This window comes from Novosphingobium sp. AAP1, from assembly GCF_001295765.1.
Lineage (GTDB): Bacteria > Pseudomonadota > Alphaproteobacteria > Sphingomonadales > Sphingomonadaceae > Novosphingobium > Novosphingobium capsulatum.
In genome coordinates, this window is sequence record NZ_LJHO01000002.1 from 1 (window position 1) to 18,199 (window position 18,199).

The 18,199-nt window shown below is 65.0% G+C and carries 16 protein-coding genes and 3 tRNA genes; 7 read left to right on the forward strand and 12 right to left on the reverse strand.

Going from position 1 to position 18,199, the window contains the following annotated elements:
* Positions 1–63: 63 nt before the first annotated feature.
* From ribH to IP65_RS04000, 3 genes are all read right to left on the reverse strand, one after another.
* Positions 64–486 carry a 6,7-dimethyl-8-ribityllumazine synthase gene (gene ribH / locus IP65_RS03990; RefSeq protein ID WP_022677769.1) on the reverse strand — a complete coding sequence of 141 codons (423 nt, stop codon included), beginning with the start codon at positions 484–486 and terminating at the stop codon, positions 64–66.
* A gap of 5 nt (positions 487–491) precedes the next feature.
* Positions 492–1,757, reverse strand: coding sequence for a 3,4-dihydroxy-2-butanone-4-phosphate synthase (ribB, locus tag IP65_RS03995; RefSeq protein ID WP_022677768.1), 1,266 nt, complete (start codon positions 1,755–1,757; stop codon positions 492–494).
* 67 nt (positions 1,758–1,824) lie between these two features.
* The gene (locus IP65_RS04000) at positions 1,825–2,385 is read right to left on the reverse strand and encodes a hypothetical protein (RefSeq protein WP_022677767.1); all 561 of its coding nucleotides are present in this window, start codon (positions 2,383–2,385) and stop codon (positions 1,825–1,827) included.
* Positions 2,386–2,553: 168 nt separating this feature from the next.
* Between IP65_RS04000 and IP65_RS04005 the strand changes: the two genes are divergently transcribed.
* From IP65_RS04005 to adhP, 4 genes are all read left to right on the forward strand, one after another.
* Positions 2,554–3,186 carry a flavin reductase family protein gene (locus tag IP65_RS04005; RefSeq protein WP_022677766.1) on the forward strand — a complete coding sequence of 211 codons (633 nt, stop codon included), beginning with the start codon at positions 2,554–2,556 and terminating at the stop codon, positions 3,184–3,186.
* A gap of 189 nt (positions 3,187–3,375) precedes the next feature.
* Positions 3,376–5,871, forward strand: a complete 2,496-nt coding sequence (locus tag IP65_RS04010; RefSeq protein ID WP_082349776.1) for a TonB-dependent receptor — start codon at positions 3,376–3,378, stop codon at positions 5,869–5,871.
* 99 nt (positions 5,872–5,970) lie between these two features.
* Entirely contained in the window at positions 5,971–6,831 is an 861-nt protein-coding gene (locus IP65_RS04015) for a pirin family protein (protein ID WP_054130938.1), read from the forward strand.
* Between the two features lie 236 nt (positions 6,832–7,067).
* On the forward strand, positions 7,068–8,093 hold the full coding sequence (gene adhP, locus IP65_RS04020; RefSeq protein ID WP_022677763.1) for an alcohol dehydrogenase AdhP: 1,026 nt from the start codon (positions 7,068–7,070) through the stop codon (positions 8,091–8,093).
* A gap of 37 nt (positions 8,094–8,130) precedes the next feature.
* Here adhP and IP65_RS04025 read toward each other — a convergent pair.
* From IP65_RS04025 to IP65_RS04060, 8 genes are all read right to left on the reverse strand, one after another.
* A tRNA-Lys gene (locus tag IP65_RS04025) sits at positions 8,131–8,206 on the reverse strand.
* A 43-nt stretch (positions 8,207–8,249) separates the two neighbouring features.
* A tRNA-Lys gene (locus IP65_RS04030) sits at positions 8,250–8,325 on the reverse strand.
* Positions 8,326–8,371: 46 nt separating this feature from the next.
* Positions 8,372–8,447: transfer RNA gene (locus IP65_RS04035), tRNA-Lys, on the reverse strand.
* Positions 8,448–8,529: 82 nt separating this feature from the next.
* On the reverse strand, positions 8,530–9,645 hold the full coding sequence (gene rodA / locus IP65_RS04040; protein WP_054131221.1) for a rod shape-determining protein RodA: 1,116 nt from the start codon (positions 9,643–9,645) through the stop codon (positions 8,530–8,532).
* Between the two features lie 5 nt (positions 9,646–9,650).
* Positions 9,651–11,735: a penicillin-binding protein 2 gene (mrdA, locus tag IP65_RS04045; RefSeq protein ID WP_054130939.1), complete on the reverse strand. Its 2,085-nt coding sequence runs from the start codon at positions 11,733–11,735 to the stop codon at positions 9,651–9,653.
* A 1-nt stretch (position 11,736) separates the two neighbouring features.
* Positions 11,737–12,291 carry a rod shape-determining protein MreD gene (locus IP65_RS04050; protein WP_028657394.1) on the reverse strand — a complete coding sequence of 185 codons (555 nt, stop codon included), beginning with the start codon at positions 12,289–12,291 and terminating at the stop codon, positions 11,737–11,739.
* Positions 12,292–12,302: 11 nt separating this feature from the next.
* Positions 12,303–13,214, reverse strand: a complete 912-nt coding sequence (gene mreC / locus IP65_RS04055) for a rod shape-determining protein MreC (protein ID WP_054130940.1) — start codon at positions 13,212–13,214, stop codon at positions 12,303–12,305.
* 108 nt (positions 13,215–13,322) lie between these two features.
* Positions 13,323–14,369 carry a rod shape-determining protein gene (locus tag IP65_RS04060; RefSeq protein WP_022674563.1) on the reverse strand — a complete coding sequence of 349 codons (1,047 nt, stop codon included), beginning with the start codon at positions 14,367–14,369 and terminating at the stop codon, positions 13,323–13,325.
* A gap of 192 nt (positions 14,370–14,561) precedes the next feature.
* On the opposite strand from IP65_RS04060, the gene mutL reads away from it, so the two are divergent.
* The 3 genes from mutL to IP65_RS04075 all read left to right on the forward strand — a co-directional run bounded on the left by mutL (position 14,562) and on the right by IP65_RS04075 (position 17,652).
* Positions 14,562–16,394 (forward strand): DNA mismatch repair endonuclease MutL, encoded by a 1,833-nt coding sequence (mutL, locus tag IP65_RS04065; protein WP_054130941.1) that lies wholly within the window; start codon positions 14,562–14,564, stop codon positions 16,392–16,394.
* A 188-nt stretch (positions 16,395–16,582) separates the two neighbouring features.
* Positions 16,583–17,077: a hypothetical protein gene (locus IP65_RS04070; protein ID WP_022674661.1), complete on the forward strand. Its 495-nt coding sequence runs from the start codon at positions 16,583–16,585 to the stop codon at positions 17,075–17,077.
* Positions 17,078–17,199: 122 nt separating this feature from the next.
* The gene (locus tag IP65_RS04075; protein WP_022674660.1) at positions 17,200–17,652 is read left to right on the forward strand and encodes a hypothetical protein; all 453 of its coding nucleotides are present in this window, start codon (positions 17,200–17,202) and stop codon (positions 17,650–17,652) included.
* A gap of 75 nt (positions 17,653–17,727) precedes the next feature.
* Here IP65_RS04075 and IP65_RS04080 read toward each other — a convergent pair whose 3' ends face one another.
* Positions 17,728–18,186 carry a MaoC family dehydratase gene (locus IP65_RS04080; RefSeq protein WP_022674659.1) on the reverse strand — a complete coding sequence of 153 codons (459 nt, stop codon included), beginning with the start codon at positions 18,184–18,186 and terminating at the stop codon, positions 17,728–17,730.
* Between the last annotated feature and the right edge of the window lie 13 nt (positions 18,187–18,199).

An 18,199-nucleotide genomic window follows, 5' to 3' on the forward strand; every position in this document is an offset into this window, starting at 1 on the left:
ATGTCGTTCGGAACATTCCCTCCCCCAGCCCCTCCCGCAAGCGGGAGGGGAGATCAGGTGTGATCAGTCACCCCACTTCTTCTTGAGATCGTATAGCGCGATAGCCGCCTTGGCCGCTTCGCCACCTTTGTCCTTCTGCGCCGGATCGGCGCGCACCAGGGCCTGCGCTTCGTTCTCGACCGTCAGGATGCCATTGCCGATCGGCAGGCCGTCCATGGTCAGCGCCATGATACCGCGCGCGCTTTCACCCGCCACGATTTCAAAGTGATAGGTCTCGCCGCGGATCACGACGCCGATGGCGATATAGCCATCATAGCTGCCGTCCTGGTCGGCCAGCGCAATGGCTGCGGGGATTTCCAGCGCACCGGGAACGGTGACGACATCGGCCTTGTGGCCGGCGGCCTTGAGCGCGGCGCGGGCGCCGGCGATGAGCTGGTCGTTGAGATGCGCGTAGAACCGGGCTTCAACGATGAGGAACTTGGCCAAGAAACTTACTCCGCTGGAATCGGACGCTCGCCCACGATGTTGAGGCCATAGCCTTCGATCGCGATCGGCGTGTGGTGGGAATTGGACAGCAAGACCAGGTCGTGGATGCCAAGATCGGCCAGGATCTGGGCGCCGATACCATAGGCGCGCAGGTCCATGTCCTGGCCCGGCGTAGCGCCGCGCACGGGATCGCTGTCTGCGGTCGGGAACAGCAGCACGATCACGCCGGCCCCAGCGCGGCCGATTTCGGTCATTGCGCGCTGCAGGGTGCGCTTGCGCGCGCCGGCCCGGCCCAGCAGATCGTCAAAGGCCGAAAAGGCATGGACGCGCGCCAGCGTGGGCGTGCCGGGAATGACCTGGCCTTTCTGCAGGACCAGGCTTTCGGTGCCATCCACCTTGTTGCGATAGGTCAGCACGCGCCAGTCGCCGCCATAGTCAGACGTGAACGGCACTTCGGCCACCTTCTGCACCAGATGGTCATGCCGGCGGCGATATTCGATCAGATCGCGGATCGTGCCGATCTTGAGGCCGTGGCGCCGGGCAAATGGAACGAGATCGTCCATTCTGGCCATGGTGCCATCGTCCTTCATGATCTCGCAGATCACACCCGAGGGGTTGAGGCCGGCCAGCCGCGAGATATCGACCGCCGCTTCGGTATGGCCGGTGCGCACCAGCACGCCTCCATCGCGTGCGATCAGCGGAAAGACATGGCCGGGCGTGACGATGTCATGGCGGCCCTTGGCCGGATCGATCGCCACGGTAACGGTGCGGGCGCGATCATGCGCGGAAATGCCCGTGGTCACGCCTTCGCGCGCCTCGATCGAAACGGTGAACGCGGTTTCGTGGCGCGTGCCGTTGTTGCGGCTCATCAGTTCGAGGCCAAGTTCCTCGACGCGCGCGCGGGTCAGCGTCAGGCAGATCAGCCCGCGCCCGTGGGTGGCCATGAAGTTGATTGCGTCGGGCGTGGCCATCTGGCCGGGGATGACCAGATCGCCTTCGTTTTCACGGTCTTCATCATCCACCAGAATGAACATGCGCCCGTTGCGCGCTTCCTCGATAATCTCTTCGATCGGCACGATGGCGGGGCTGTCGTCGCCCTCGGTCAACACCCGCTCCAGCTTGGCCAGCGTGTCGGCAGTGGGATTCCAACTGGACGAGGTGCATTCGCGCAGGGTGTTGGCGTGCAGGCCGGCGGCGCGGGCAAGCCCTGCGCGCGACATGCCGCCTTCGGTCACCAGCTTGCGGACGCGTTCGATGAGTTCGTTTGACATGCACCTGCATTGTCACATCGAAATGTGATATGCAAGAGGGTGTATCACATTGCTGTGTGAGTATTGGTCAGCCTTGCGGCACGACCAGAACCGTGATGGTGCTGGTGGCGTTGCCAACGATCTGGACGACATGGTCGCCCGGTTGCAGCGCGAAATCGATGATCTTGCGAATGCCGCTGCAATCCGGCCCATGCCCGTGCGCGGTGGTGGGCAGTGCAGCCCCGGCCGAGACCAGATCGACCCAGGCGGCGGAACTGAGTGCAACGCGATAGGTGCCCGCAGTGGTGACGTGCAGGGCAACCATTCCGCCGAAGGTGCCCGGAGCCGCAGGCTTTTGCGGCGGCAAGGCATAGTGCACTTCCGCCATGGGGTGCAGCGTCAGCGCTTCCGCTTCCCCCGGCGCAATCTTGGTCATGGCGAGGCCAGGGCGATCGGTGGCGCTTTCCAGCGTCGTGGCATTGCTCCATGCGGCAAAGGCCGGGGGCAGGGCGGCTGGTGTGGCGGGGCAGGCAGGCGCGCTGCTTGGCGCCATGGGCTGCTGCGCGAACGCGCTGCCTGCCGATGAGGCGGCGAGGACGGCCAGCGCCGAAGCGGCCAGGCGGCGGAACGGAAGGCTGGACGCGCGCATAAAGATCCTCGCTTATGATGATGTTTCTGCATGCATAGCATGCGGCAGACGGAGATGGCCATGGTGCCGCTTGCGGTCTTCGCGCGTTGTGGCCGCGCGGGCATATGGACAGTGCTTGGCGTGCGGCCCAAAGAGCGCCCACGGCATGGCGCGTGATGGAGGCAGGTGATGGAGTTCGATTTTTCCCAGGTCGCGGCGGGCGATCGCTACAAGCTCATGAGCGCCTCGATCACGCCGCGCCCGATCGCCTGGATTACCAGCCGCTCTGCCGCCGGAGTGACCAATGCCGCGCCGTTCAGCTTTTTCAACATGGTCGCCGCCGATCCGCCGCTCCTGACGATCGGGTTCCTGCGCCAGGCCGATGGCCGCCACAAGGATACACCTGCCAATATCCTGGAAACGAAGGAATTCGTTGTAAACCTGGTGTCAGAACATGACGCAGAAGCGATGAACTTTACCTGCATCGATGCCCCGCCCGAATTCGATGAGGCCGCCCACGCCGCCCTGTCGCTGGCGCCGTCGAGCGTGGTTGCGCCCGATCGCATCGCCACGGCCCCGGTGTCGATGGAATGCCGGCTCTATCAGGCGATCGAGGCGGGACAGAGCACGATCGTGCTGGGCGAAGTGGTGCGTTTCCATATCCAGGACCACTTCATCGACGCCGATCGTCTCTACGTCGATACCATGGCCATGGGGCTGATCGCGCGCATGCACGGGGCGTGGTACAGCCGCAGCGATACCTCGTTCCAGCTGACGCGGCCGCGCTATGCCGATTGGCTGGCAGAAAAGAATGACGATTGATTGACGGGATTCGTGTGAAACTGTTGCAATGCGATGACCATTTCGCCGCATTGCAATATGCAACCAAGATCGTTGCATATGTTTCTTTTGTATTCAAAAATATCACAATAAATCAACGGTATATACCGAATAGCTGTAGCAAATCTGGCATATTTGCGCCTTATCCGGCCACGGTTTCAAGGAGGCAATATGACCGAACAAAAATACCGCCTGGCGGCCCACGCCAGCGCCACCGTGCTTGCCCTGGCAAGCTTGGGCCTGGCCGCGCCGGCGCTGGCCCAGTCCACCGGCAGCATGGACTTCGGCAACCAGATCGTGGTGACCGGCACGGCCCAGAAGGGCATCGTCGGCGTCGCCAATCCCGATACCAGCAAGGCCTCGGCCATTCTCAGCCAGGCCTGGATCGAACGGCAGACGCCCGGCCAGTCGATCAACGACATGATCAATTACCTGCCCGGCGTCAGCTTCCAGAACAACGATCCCTATGGCGGCAGCGGCGGCACGCTGATGATCCGCGGCTTTGATGCCACGCGCATTTCCGAAACCATCGATGGCGTGACGCTGAACGATGATGGCAACTATGCGCTCTATTCGGGTGAGCTGCTCGATTCCGAAGTGATCGATCAGGTCGCGGTCAATTTCGGCACGACCGACGTCGATAGCCCGACCTCGTCGGCCTCAGGCTCGACCATCAACATCCGTTCGCACAAGCCGACCGAGGATTTCCACCTCAAGGCATCGGGCGCGATGGGCACCGACAATTACTATCGCGTGATGGGCATGGTCGATAGCGGCGCGATCGGGCCGGCTGGCACGCGCCTCTATGGCGAATACAGCCACTCGCACAACGATTCGCCGTTCAACAACTATGGCAAGGTGCGGCGCGAGCAGGCCAACGGCGGGATCTATCAGCCGCTTGGCGCCAATGGCGATTTCCTGTCGCTGACCGGCACGTATGTGGGCACCGAAAACAACTTCTCGGGCTCGGTCCCGCTGTCGAACGTGCCGCTGACGGCCGACACCGGCGTTGGTTTCACCTATTTCCCGACCAGCTTCAAGAACGGCTATTACCACTATGCGCCGTGCACCACGGCGGCGGCCAATGCCGGCACGGCCGACAATGCCAACACCTGCGGTTCGGCCTATGACTATCGCGTCAACCCGGCGCAGTTGCTCAACCTGCGCGGCAGCGCGCGCCTGACGCTGGCGCCGGGCCTGGTGTGGACGATCGACCCCAGCTATCAGTGGACCAAGGCCAATGGCGGCGGCACTGTGGTCGCTTCCGAAGGCACGTCGGCCGGGATGACCGGCTATGTCAACGGCAGCTATTACCTGGGTGAGGATCTCAACGGCGACGGCGATACGCTGGACAAGGTGCGCCTGCTGGCGCCCAGCCAGACGACCACCCACCGCATCGCGCTGACCACCTCAATGCGCTATGACATCGACAGCCGCCAGGCCGTGCGCATTGCCTATGCCTTTGCCCGCTCGGTCATTTCGCAGACCGGCGAACTCGGCATGCTCAACAGCGATGGCTCGCCCGTGCTGATCTCGCCGGTCAACGATCCGCTCACCGATGGCGCGGGCAACGTGGTGGAAAAGCGCGACACGCGCTCGATCGCGTTGCTCAACCAGGTTTCGGCCGAATATCGCGGCAGCTTCATGGGCAACCGCCTGAAAGTGAATGCTGGCCTGCGCGCGCCGTTCATGCACCGCGACCTGACCAACGACTGCTTCACCCGCAGCAGCAGCGGCGGCGTAAGCTGCGTGTTCGGCGCATCGGCGGCAACCTATGCCGCAGCCAACCCCAGCGCGGTTTCGCCGCAACGCCGCACCTATAACTACAATGCCGTGCTGCCCAGCCTGGGCGTGACCTATGACCTGCCCAGCGCCGGCCAGATCTTCTTCAATTACTCCAAGGGCATGTCCGTCCCGCAGACGACCTCGCTCTATCAGTCGTTCTACTTTGCCAATGGCAGCAATGCCGGCCTGGTGGACCCGGAAAAGACCGACAACTTCGACCTGGGCTTCCGCCGCACCAGCGGCCCGCTCCAGGCACAGGCAGACCTGTGGTACACCCACTTCACCAACCGCCTGGGCACGGCCTATCAGCCTGACGCCAACACCGCGATCTACACCAACCTGGGCACCGTCGATCGCTATGGTATCGATGCCAACGTGTCGTACCGCTTCACCTCGCACGTGAGCGGCTATGTCTTTGGCTCGTGGCTGCATTCGCGGATCAAGGACAATGTCGATTCGCCCACCGGCGAACTGGCCACCGCTGGCAAGTTCGAATCCGCCGTGCCGATCACCACGGTTGGCGCGCGCCTGGCGGGCAATTTCCAGCCCTTCACCCTGGGCGTTCAGGTCAAGCGCACCGGTCCGCGCTATGTCAACGATCAGAACACGCCCTATTACCTCGCGGGTACGACCACGGTGGCCTATGGCGCCAAGACGCCGTCCTACACCCTTGTCGATCTCGATGTGCGCGTGGCGCTGGGCGCGGTCGGTCTCAACGACCGGTCCTATCTCCAGCTCAACGTGACCAACCTATTCAACCAGTATTACGCGGGCGGGTTCTCGGGCACGTTCAACAACCAGGTGAGCTATACCGGTAGCTATACCAATGTGCAGATCGGTGCCCCGCGCGCCGCGATTGCCACGCTGGTTCTGGCTTACTGATCAGCCACGCGGCTGAAAAGGGAAGGGGTGGCGCGCCGGGGAGGGCACGCCACCCCTTTTTCCTTGCGTCTTTTCCGGCGCTTGGTCGTATCATGGGGTATGACCGAGAAAGCCTGCACCATTCACCGCCTGCATCCCGCCCATCGGGATGACATCGGCGATCTTGTCACCCGCCGCCCTCTGCCGGGGCCCGCGCTCGATCATCTCGGCGCGTTCCTGTTCCTCAACCACCATGGGCCGCAGGTCTATCCTTCGCCCAACCGGGGCCTGCCATTCGGGCCGCATCCGCATCGCGGCTTCGAAACGATCACCTTCATCCTCACCGGCGAGTTGACCCACCGCGACACCGGCGGCCACGAAAGCACGATCCACGCCGGCGGGGTGCAGTGGATGACGGCCGGCAGCGGCCTGATCCATGCCGAAATCTCGTCAGACGATTTCAAGCGCCGGGGCGGGGCGGTGGAAATCCTACAGTTGTGGGTCAATCTGCCGGCCCGCCTCAAGATGACCGCGCCGCGCTATACCGGGGTGCAGGCCGATGGCGTGCCGGCGTTGACCGAAGACGCCGGGCGCGTGCGCGTGCATCTGGTTTCGGGCACACGCGGTGGAGCCACAGGGCCAGTCGCATCGTTGACCGGCGTGTTCATGAGCTTTGCCGCGCTCGATGCTGGCGGCACGCTGGTGGCCGAGGGGCTGCAGGGGCGCGACGTGTTCCTCTATGTCGTGCGCGGCAGCGTGGCCGTGGCCGGTACGGTGGCGCCAGCCTTCAACCTGGTGGAATTGACGCCGGGCGACCGCCTCGAACTGGTGGCGCAGGAGGACAGTGTGATCCTGCTGGGTCATGCCGATCCGATCGACGAGCCGATCGTGTCGCACGGGCCCTTCGTGATGAACAGCGTGGCCGAAATCCACCAGGCCTATGCCGATTTGCAGGCTGGCAAGTTCGGCACGATGGGCTGAAACGCTCGGCTAGGTACGGGGCTTCGACAAGCTCAGCCCGAACGGCTCACTATCCTTCTTCGGAGCAGGGGAAATCCGCAAATTCCCCGTTCGCCCTGAGCCTGTCGAAGGGCTCTGCGCTACGCCGTGCCGTCAGTGCCTTTACGCTGACACATGGCCATCCTTGATCGAGGCCAAAGCCGCCCCTGGCAGTTCATGCCATTCTCCATGTCATTGGCGAAACATGGAGAATGGCAATGGCCGAAACGATGAAAGCCGCCGTGGTGCATGCCTTTGGGCAACCGCTGACGATCGAGCGCGTGCCCATCCCGCAGCCCGGCCCTGGCCAGGTGCTGGTGCGGATTGCGACCTGCGGGGTGTGCCACACCGATTTGCACGCCGCCTGTGGCGATTGGCCGGTCAAGCCCCAGCCTCCGTTCATTCCCGGGCACGAGGGCGTGGGCCACGTCGTGGCCGTGGGGCCGGGCGTGGTGGGTGTGAAGGAAGGCGATTGCGTGGGCGTGCCCTGGCTGCATTCGGCCTGCGGCCATTGCCCGCATTGCCTGGGTGGCTGGGAAACGCTGTGCCACGAGCAGCAGAACACCGGCTATTCGGTCAACGGCGGCTTTGCCGAATATGCCCTGGCCGATGCCGCCTATGTCGGCCACATTCCTGCCGGGCTCGATCTCGTCGAGGTCGCCCCGATCCTGTGCGCCGGGGTCACGGTCTACAAGGGCCTCAAGATGACCGATACCAAGCCGGGTGACTGGGTGGCCATTTCGGGCATCGGCGGGCTGGGCCACATGGCGGTGCAATATGCCAAGGCCATGGGCCGCAAGGTGATCGCGGTGGATGTGGACGAGGCGAAGCTCGATCTTGCCCGCCGGCTGGGCGCAGAGCTTACCGTCAACGCCGTGCAGGACGATGCCGCTGCGTTCGTTCAGGCGCATTGTGGCGGCGCGCAAGGCGTGCTGGTTACGGCCGTATCGCGCAAGGCGTTCGAACAGGCCCTGGGCATGGCCGCGCGCGGCGGCACCGTGGTGTTGACGGGCTTGCCACCGGGCGATTTTCCGCTGTCGATCTTCAATACCGTGCTGGGCGGCATCACCGTGCGCGGCTCGATCGTGGGCACGCGGCTCGACCTGATCGAGGCGCTGGACTTTGCCGCCGCAGGCAAGGTGCGCGCGACGGTGGAAACGGTGAAGCTGGAGGATATCAACGCCACATTCGAACGGATGACCGCCGGCACCATCGAAGGGCGCGTGGTGCTCGATCTGCGATAAGGGGGATGACGCTGGTGCGTCTGCTGCCAAGTAACGGTGGTGGACGCACTAGGGCTCGAACCTAGGACCCGCTGATTAAGAGTCAGCTGCTCTACCAACTGAGCTATGCGTCCGTGCCGGTTGTGGCAGGCCGGTGGGTGGCACCGGAAGAAGGGATGGTGGACGCACTAGGGCTCGAACCTAGGACCCGCTGATTAAGAGTCAGCTGCTCTACCAACTGAGCTATGCGTCCACACCTGCTGTTCGGGCAGGCCGGTGTTGGTGCACCGGAAGTAGGATGGTGGACGCACTAGGGCTCGAACCTAGGACCCGCTGATTAAGAGTCAGCTGCTCTACCAACTGAGCTATGCGTCCGGGCTCCCGAGCGACCGTCGCCGCCCGGGAGCGGCCCCAATAGCGATTTCTCCGCCCCTGCCAAGCCCCAATTTCAACTTTTTTAGGAAAGACCTGTGGAACTCCGCCGGCTCCACCGATCGACCGCCATGATCGTGCCGATGCAGATCATGTTGGTCATCATCGACGAGCCGCCGTGGCTCAGGAACGGCAAGGGAATGCCCACTACGGGCGCCAGGCCCATGACCATCATCATGTTGATGCAGGCATAGAAAAAGATCGTCGCGGTCATCCCCGCGGCCAGCAGGCGGGAAAACCGGTCAGGCGCGTTCATCGCCACTTTCAGGCCCCAGCGCATGATGAGACCGAACACCAGCAGCACGAACAGGCCGCCCAGCATGCCCCATTCTTCGGCCATGGTGGCAAAGACGAAGTCGGTGTGGGCTTCGGGCAAGTAATCGAGATGGCTTTGCGAGCCATTGCCGAAACCCTTGCCGAAAAATCCGCCCGAACCGATCGCGATCTTGGACTGCGTGATGTGATAGCCCGACCCCAGCGGATCGCTTTCCGGGTCCATGAACACCAGCACGCGCTTGCGCTGGTAATCGTGCAGGGCAAAGAAGAACGCCAGCGGCGCGATGACCGCCCCCGCGCCACCTGCACCCAGGAACCAGCGCAGCGGCAGGCCGGCCAGGAACATCACCACCACCCCGCCAAAGCAGATGGCAAGCGCGGTACCCAGATCAGGCTGGAGCATGACGAAAGCGGCGGGGAAGCCAAGCAGGCCCATGGCCGGCGCTACGGCGCGCCAGCTGCGCGTTTCGCCCGTCGGCAGCACGCTGTAGAACCAGGCGAGCACCAGCACGATGCCCGGCTTCATCAGTTCCGAGGGTTGCAGCGTCATGAACCCGAGGTTGAGCCAGCGCTGGCTCCCCCCGCCGATGCCGCCGATCAGTTCCACCAGCACCAGCAGCACGCAAAGCAGGCCATAGAGGGGCAGGGCGGCCCGCCGGAACCAATCCTGCGGCACGCGCGCCAGCACCATGGCCATGGTCAGGAACACGAAGAAGCGGGCGACGTGCATCAGCGCCCAGGGCTGGAAATGCCCGCCGGCCGCCGAATAGAGCACGGCCCCGCCAAAGCACACCAGCATCAGCAGCGGCAGCAGCACGCCCCAGGGCTGGCGGGAAAGACCGGTGGGAACATAGGCGCGGCGCATGGCGATCACTGCCCCCCGGTGGGCGCGGCACCGCCCGCCTGGGTGCCGCCAGAGGCCGGGCTCGGCGTCGGCTGCGGCTGCGGCGCATCGGGTTCGGGCGCCGGGGGCGCAGCGTCGGTTTGCGGCGCGGCCGGCGGCGGGGGCGGCTTGTTTTCGTCTTCCACCACCTGGCTTGCTTGCGCCTCGTCGGGCGCACGCGGGGCACTGGCGCCATATTGCGCGGCAAAGGTATTGTACCGGGCGGCCATGCGCTGCTGCACGTTGCCGCCCCAGCCCTTTTCCAGTTCCTCCAGCGCGGCCATCGCCTTGGCCGGATCGAACAGATAGGTCATCACGTCGCGCGCGATCGGATAGGCGCTGGGCGAGCCGCCGCCATGCTCGATCGCCACGGCGCAGGCATAGCGCGGCTTGTCGAACGGCGCGAAGCAGATGAAGTGGCCATGGTCGCGCCGCTTCCATTCCACGTTCTTGCCATTGCCGTGTTGCAGGCCGACGACCTGCGCCGTGCCGGTCTTGCCGGCCATCAACACGCCATCGATGGGGATGCGCGCCTTGCCCGCCGTGCCGCGCCCGTTGACCACTTCGTTCATTGCCGCATGGATCAGATCGAGGTGATCCTGGGCAAAACCCATCGAGGGTGGGGACGGGGCATGCTTGTCGAGCATCAGGCGCGGGGTAAGTTGCAGGCCCGAGGCGATGCGCGACACCATCGTTGCCTGCTGCAGCGGGTTCACCAGCATATAGCCTTGGCCGATAGTGGCATTCACAGTGTCATAGATCGCCCATTCCTTATGGTACTTGCGCAGCTTCCACGCGGGATCGGGCACCGTGCCATAGGATTGGCCGGGATAGGGCATGGGGAATTCCTGGCCCAGGCCCAGCCGCCGCGCCATGGCGGCGATCTTGTCCATGCCGATCTGCTGGGCGAAGTGATAGAAATAGACGTCGCATGACTGGTAGATGCCCTTGAGCATGTCGGTCTGGCCGTGGCCGTGATGGTTCCAGCAGTGGAACACGCGGTTGCCCACGCGCAGGCCCCCGGCGCAGTTGACCGAGGCCTTGGGATCGAGCCCGGCTTCCAGAAACGACAGCGCCACCAGCGGCTTGACCGTGGAGCCGGGGGGATAGAGCCCGCGCAGCACCTTGTTGCGCAAGGGCACGTGGTCGTCTTCCGACAGCATTTTCCATTCGATGCGGCCAATGCCGTCGGAAAAACTGTTGGGATCGTAGCACGGCATCGACACCATCGCGAGGACGTCACCGGTGGCGCAGTCCATTACCACGACCGAGCCGGATTCCAGGCCAATGCGCCGCGCCGCATAGTCCTGCAGCCCGCCCAGGATGGTGAGCTGGATCGGCTGGCCGGGCACGTCTTCGCGCGTGCCCAGGTCGCGCACCACGCGGCCAGTTGCCGTGGCCTCTACCCGGCGCGCGCCAGGCACCCCGCGCAGGCGGGTTTCGAAATGCTTTTCAAGACCATCCTTGCCGATCTTGAAACCCGGTGTGATGAGCAGCGGATTGTGTTCGCGCTCGTAATCCTCGGCAGAGGCGGGACCGACATAGCCGACCAGATGCCCCACCGAAGGCCCGGTGGGATAATAGCGCGAATAGCCGCGCTGCGGGATCACGCCGGGCATCTCGGGCAGGCGCACGCTGACGGCGGCAAACTTGTCCCAGTCCAGCTTGGCGGCCACTTCCACCGGCTGGAATCCGCGCACCTTGTCGAGCTTGTCCTTGATGTCGCTGACCTTGTCCGCCGTCAGCCCGAGCAGGCCCGACAGCTTGGACAGGGTATCGTCGGGATTGACCAGGCGATCGGGGATCACGTCGACGCGGAAATCGGCACGGTTGGAGGCCAGCGCGGCGCCATTGCGATCGAGCACCCAGCCGCGCCGCGGCGGGATCAGCGACAGGTTGACGCGGTTGCTTTCCGACGCCGCCTTGTACTTGTCGTTCTCGAAGATCGCGAGATAGGCCAGGCGCGTGGCCAGCAGCACGCCGACGCTGGCCTGGGCCATGCCCAGCACGAACGTGCGGCGTTCAAAGCGGTTGGTCAGGATTGCCGAAGTCAACGGCAGCTTCTGCTTCACGTCACAGCCTTTTGAGCGGGAGCAGGCGAATGCGATCGAGCAGCGCGACAATGCGCGTGACCACGGGATGAAGCAGCACGGTCAGCAGCACCTGCGGACCGACCGTGACGGGCAGGGGATAGCTGGTGACCAGACCGGCAAAGGCCGCCGTGAGCACGACATAGGCGCTCAGCAGCGTGGCAGCGGTCAACCAATCCTGGATAAAGCCGCGCCACAGGAACTTTTCATCGATCACGTCCATCGCCAGCATGGTGAGGGACCACAGCACGATGCCGCTGCCAAAGGGCTGCCCGCTGTAAAGATCATCGAACAGGCCCAGCGGCAGCCCGGCCCAGATCGGCAGCAGCGTGGGCCGCAGCAGACGCCAGCCCAGCAGCGTCATGAAGCCGAGCGGTGGCAGCACCGGCGCCGAGGCGACCACCGGCGAGAAGGTCACCATCGATGCCAGCATGATCGACAGCCACGGCAAGCCCTTGGCCAGAAATGGCAATGGCCCGCGATTGAGGCGTCGCCGCACAAGGTCTTCGGGCCGTGCGGGCAGAAAGGGGAGCGGCATCGTGGCGGGCCTTACGGGGTGTTGTCGTCGGCCGGCGGCGGGGGCGCGGCCTTTTGCGCGGCCACCAGCGCGGTCTGGGCATTGGCCTGCCAGGCCGGCAACACTATCACGAAATCAGCGTCGGCCGGATCGCTGGCGAGATGTCCGGTGGCGCCATCGCGGTGCGGCTGGGTGGCCACGGCCACCGGGATGCCCGGGGGATAGAGCCCGCCCGAACCAGAGGTGACAAAGACATCCCCGGTGCGTAGCGTGGCGACGCCGGTGTTGATCAGGCGGATTTCGATCTTGCCGTTGGCGCCGCCCTGGACGAACGCGGTCAACCCATCGGACGCACGGCGCACCGGCACCACGTTATCAGGATCGGTCACCAGCAGCACGCGCGCGGTATCCGGCCCGGTTTCCACCACGCGGCCGATCAGGCCACCGGCCGCGCGCACCGGCTGGCCCGTCTGCACGCCCTGGTGGGTGCCGACGGACAGCACGGCAAAGCGTCGGGTGGAGGTGGCGGTAGAGCCGATCAGGCGCGCGCCGGTCACCGGCTTGAACGCGGGGTCGACAATCCCGAGCAGCGCCTTGAGCCGGGCATTTTCCTGTTGCAGCGCATGCATCGTCACTGCATCGGCCCGCGCAGCCTGCACTTCGCGGGTGAGCGCGGCGTTCTGGCGGCCGGCGTTGAAATAGGCGCCGATCGCCGCGAACACACCCTGGCTGGCGCTGCGCGTTTCCGCGCCCGCCTGGCCCAGAGGGCGCGCCACTTCGCTCGCGGTGGTGCGGGCAAAGGCAAAGGCTTCCGGGTTGAACATCGAGACGCCAAGCACGACGAGACCCGCCACGACGCCGACAACGGCGATCACGTAGCCAGTAAAGATCCCGTATTGCGCCCTGCGCGAAAAGCCCGGGCGCCGGTCAGGCGACCGCGCCATGATATTCTACCCCTGATACTCTACACTATGCCAAAGCCAGAGACGCGATGAAGGCCGGCTGAACCGTCCTGGCACCGCGTGCGTCCCTGGCTCCAAATCCGGCATTCCTCAGGCGGTCATCAGCACGCCGCGATAGATCGGATCTTCCATGGCGCGGCCAGTGCCCAGCGCCACGCACGACAGCGGATCTTCCGCCACGCTCACCGGCAGGCCGGTTTCCTCGCGCAGGTGCTCGTCCAGCCCGCGGATCAGCGCGCCACCACCGGTCAGCACGATGCCCTGGTCGACGATGTCGGCGGCCAGTTCGGGTGCGGTGTTTTCCAGCGCGATGCGCACGCCTTCAACGATGGCGCCGATCGGTTCAGACAGCGCCTCGGCCACGTTGGCCTGGGTGATGGTGATTTCCTTGGGCACGCCATTGACCAGGTCGCGGCCCTTGATGTGGATGGTTTCACCAATGCCATCGGCCGGCATCGTCGCGATGCCATAGTCCTTCTTGATCCGCTCGGCCGTGGCTTCGCCGATCAGCAGGTTGTGATGGCGGCGCACATAGCTGACGATGGCCTCGTCCATCTTGTCCCCGCCGACACGCACCGAGGTGGTGTAAGCCAGGCCGCGCAGCGAGAGCACGGCCACTTCGGTGGTGCCACCGCCGATGTCGACCACCATCGAGCCGACCGGCTCGGTAACCGGCATGTCGGCGCCGATCGCGGCGGCCATCGGTTCGAGGATCAGATAGACCTGGCTGGCGCCGGCATTGCTGGCCGCGTCGCGGATCGCGCGGCGTTCCACCGAGGTGGAGCCCGAGGGCACGCAGATCACGATTTCCGGGTAGCGCAGCAGGCTCTTGCTGCCGTTCACCTTGCGGATGAAATGCTTGATCATTTCTTCCGCCACTTCGATGTCGGCAATCACGCCGTCGCGCAGCGGGCGGATCGCCTCGATGCTGTCGGGCGTCTTGCCCATCATCATCTTGGCGTCATCGCCGACGGCCTTGACCTTCTTGATGCCGTTCAGCGTTTCGATGGCAACGACCGAGGGTTCGTTGAGAACAATGCCGCGATCCTGGACATAGACGAGGGTATTCGCCGTGCCGAGGTCGATCGCAATGTTCTGGGAACCGAACTTGAAGAATCGGGAAAACATCGATGCCATCAGAAAATCCGTGTGATTCGCGCGCGGTACCAACCGCAATGGGTGGCCTATGCGCAAAAGTGAGCGCCCGGGGAAGGCGGCTCATTAGCGCAAGCGGGGGGGAAAACCCAATATTTTGTGCACTGCCGGCATGGGATAAGTCATGCTGCCCGTCTCGAAAAAGGGCACGTTCGTCGCTACCTTGCCAGGATCATGACCAGCACACCCCGCGTCATCCGCCGTCTGCCCGACACGCTGATCAATCGCATCGCCGCAGGCGAGGTGGTGGAGCGGCCCGCCAGCGCGCTCAAGGAGCTGGTGGAAAACGCGATCGATGCCGGCGCGGGGCAGATTTCGGTGCGTCTGGCCGAAGGTGGCCTCGGCCTGATCGAGGTGACCGACGATGGCTGCGGCATGCGCGCGGACGAGATCGCACTGGCGCTGGAACGCCATGCCACCTCGAAATTGCCGGACGAGGCGATCGAGCTGGTCGCAACACTGGGCTTTCGCGGAGAGGCGCTGCCTTCGATCGCCTCGGTCGCGCGCGTCACCATCGAAAGCCGCAGCCGTGCCGATGGCGAGGCGTGGAAACGCACCATCGACCATGGCACGCTGGTGAACGAAGGCCCCGCCGCGCTGCCGCCCGGCACGCGGGTGCGGGTGGAAGACCTGTTTGGCAAGATCCCGGCGCGGCGCAAGTTCCTGCGCAGCCCGCGTTCGGAATGGGCCTCCAGCCTCGATGTCGTGCGGCGCCTGGCCATGGCCCGGCCCGATATCGGCTTTACCCTGGAGCATGACGGGCGCCGCGCGCTGCATGTTCAGCCTGGTGACACCCTGGCCGCGCGCGTGGCGCAATTGGTGGCGCGCGAACTGGCCGACAATGCCGTGGCCGTCGATCTGCTGCGTGGCGACTATCACCTGATGGGCGTGGCGGGCCTGCCGACCTACAACCGCGGCGTGGCCGATCACCAGTACCTGTTCGTCAACGGCCGGCCGGTGAAGGACCGGCTGCTACTCGGCGCGGTGCGCGGCGCCTATGCCGATATGCTGGCGCGTGATCGCCATGCCGTGCTGGCGCTGTTCCTCGATGTGCCCGCCGAGGAAGTGGACGTGAACGTGCACCCCGCCAAGACCGAAGTGCGTTTCCGCGACAGCGCGCTGGTGCGCGGATTGATCGTCACCGGCCTGCGCCAGGCCCTCTCCACCGGCGATCGCCGCTCTGCCCAGGCGCCTGATGCCGGCGCGATGCGTGCCTGGCAGCCCGAATCGGTCGAGCCGGCGCCGCTCTTCACCCCGCCGCCTGCGCCCCAACCAGCGCGCCAGGGCAGCATCTTCACACCATCCTATCAGCCTGCCCGCGTGAGCGAGGCGGGGCAGGCCTGGCGCGGCTATGAAGCCGGCGTGATGGCGCCGCCCGTGGCCCGCGCCGAAACGGCGGCCGAGCCGGTGCCCGAGGCGGTGGAGCATCCGCTCGGCGTGGCGCGGGGCCAGGTGGCCAAGACCTATATCGTGGCCGAGGCAAGCGACGGCCTGGTCATCGTCGACCAGCACGCCGCGCACGAACGCCTCGTCCTCGAACGCCTGCGCGCCGCTGGCGCGGGCGAGGGCACGGCTCCCGCCCAGGCCCTCTTGCTGCCCGAAGTGGTCGACCTCGATGAACCATCGTGCGACCGCCTTGAAGAAGCCGCCCCGCGCCTTGTCGATTTCGGCCTCGCGCTCGAACGCTTTGGCCCGGCGGCCATGCTGGTGCGCAGCGTGCCGGCAGCATTGGCTAAGGGCGATGTCCAGGCCCTGGTGCGCGACGTGGCTGATGACCTCGCCAAGCACGGTGACGCACTATTCCTGGGCGAGCGGCTCGACCTGGTGCTGGCAACGATGGCCTGTCACGGCTCGGTGCGCGCCGGCCGCGTGCTGTCGGTGCCGGAAATGAACGCCCTGCTGCGCGAAATGGAAGTGACCCCACGCTCTGGCCAATGCAATCATGGCCGGCCGACTTGGGTGAAGCTGGCCCACGGCGATATCGAGAAGCTGTTCGGGCGGAAATAGCGCCCCCTCCGTCGGGCCTGCGGCCCGCCACCTCCCCCGGTGGGGGAGGATTTGTTCAGGGAGAAGATCCTCCCCCACCGGGGGAGGGGAAACGCGCGCGCAGCGCGTGGTGGAGGGGGGCGAGGAACCGTTTGGTCGCCAGCTGTTCCACGATTATCCAGATCAAAGACCTTTACGGGAGAGACCCCATGCATCGTGCCGCTATTGCCCTGCCTCTGGTTTTGCTCGCCGCGTGTCACAAGGCCCCGCAGCAAAGCGACGATGCGGCGATTGCCCAGGTTGAGGCGGCGCAGAAGGAGCGGGCACCGGCGCAGGAGATCAGCCCGCAGGTCATCGACTTTTTCGACATTACCAAAGGCAAGCTGACCGGATCGGGATGCAACTTCGTGCCTGACAATGGTGGCATGGGGGCGGTGCTGCTGGCGCAGGAAGATCGCGGCCTCATCAAGATCAAGGATCAGATCGTGGTATTGGCCGCCGACAAGGGCAGTGCCAAGCTGCCGCAGCACGGCTGGTCGCACTATACCGGGCGCGAGTGGGCGCTGACGCTGACGCGGATCGATGATGGCAAGGCCAAGACGATGGGCGTGATCGACAGCTTTGACGGGCAACTGGTGATTTCCGACGCCGATAGCCGCCCGGTTTATACCGCCAAGGGCAATGTGCAGTGCAAGCCGATGTAGGTTTGCGCACCATATCTTGCAAAAGCACCAATCTGGCGCGTTTCGGTCCATTTCGGCGTGACTCTTTGCCCTCTCATGCGTCTTGCATCGCGCGGGGGCGCCAAAGACTAAGGGAAACGCCTATGAACAAGGGTCGTCACATCGTGTTGCTTTCCGCACTTCTGCCAATGGCGCTGGCAGGGTGTGCAACCACCGGATCGGTTAAGCGGGCCCAGGCTGCGGCCGATCAGGCGCAGGCGCGCGCTGATGAAGGCGTAATGACGGCGCAGCGGGCGCAGGGTTCGGCCGATTCCGCGGCACAGGCTGCGGCGCAGGCACAGGGTTCGGCCAACAACGCTATGACTGCGGCGCAGAGCGCCGGTTCGGCCGCCCAGGCCGCCTCGATGGCGGCGCAATCGGCCGGCAGCCGTGCCGATACGCTGGAAACGCGCCTGCGCTCGCTTGAGCGTTGGAAGTGGGCCAAGACCCACCCCAAGAAGGCCAAGAAGCACCACGCGCGTCATCACCACGCCAAGCACAACGCGGCGCTGCATCGTCCGGTCACGGCCGATCAGACCTCTGCCCAGAAGATGTGATCACGCACATCTGATGCAAGGAAACGGGCGCGTGTGGCCATGCCACGCGCGCCCTTTTTCATGGACGCTGCCTGCTTAGTCGGTGCCGTTGGGGTCGCGCGTGCTCACCATGGCGTTGCTCACCATGGTCAGTACGATCACGCCATCCTGGTTGAGCACGCGGGTTTCGGCGCGGAACAGGCCCATTTCCGGGCGCGATTGGCTGCGCCGCTTGCTCAGGATCGTGGTTTCCACGCGCAGCGTGTCGCCGGGATAGACCGGGTGGCGCCAGCGCAGTTCGTCAATGCCGGGTGAACCAAGGCCCTGGTGGCCGGCGCGGTCCTGCTCTTCCACGATCATCGCCATGGTCATGGCGCAGGTGTGCCAGCCACTGGCGGAAAGCCGCCCGAAGTGCGTGGCGGCGGCCGCCTCGTCAGACAGGTGGAACGGTTGCGGGTCATACTTGCCCGCAAATTCCACCACTTCCTCTCGCGTGACGTGGCGTTGCCCGAACCGGGCAACGGCGCCCACTTCCAGATCTTCATAGTGTCGCATGGGGGGCAGGGTG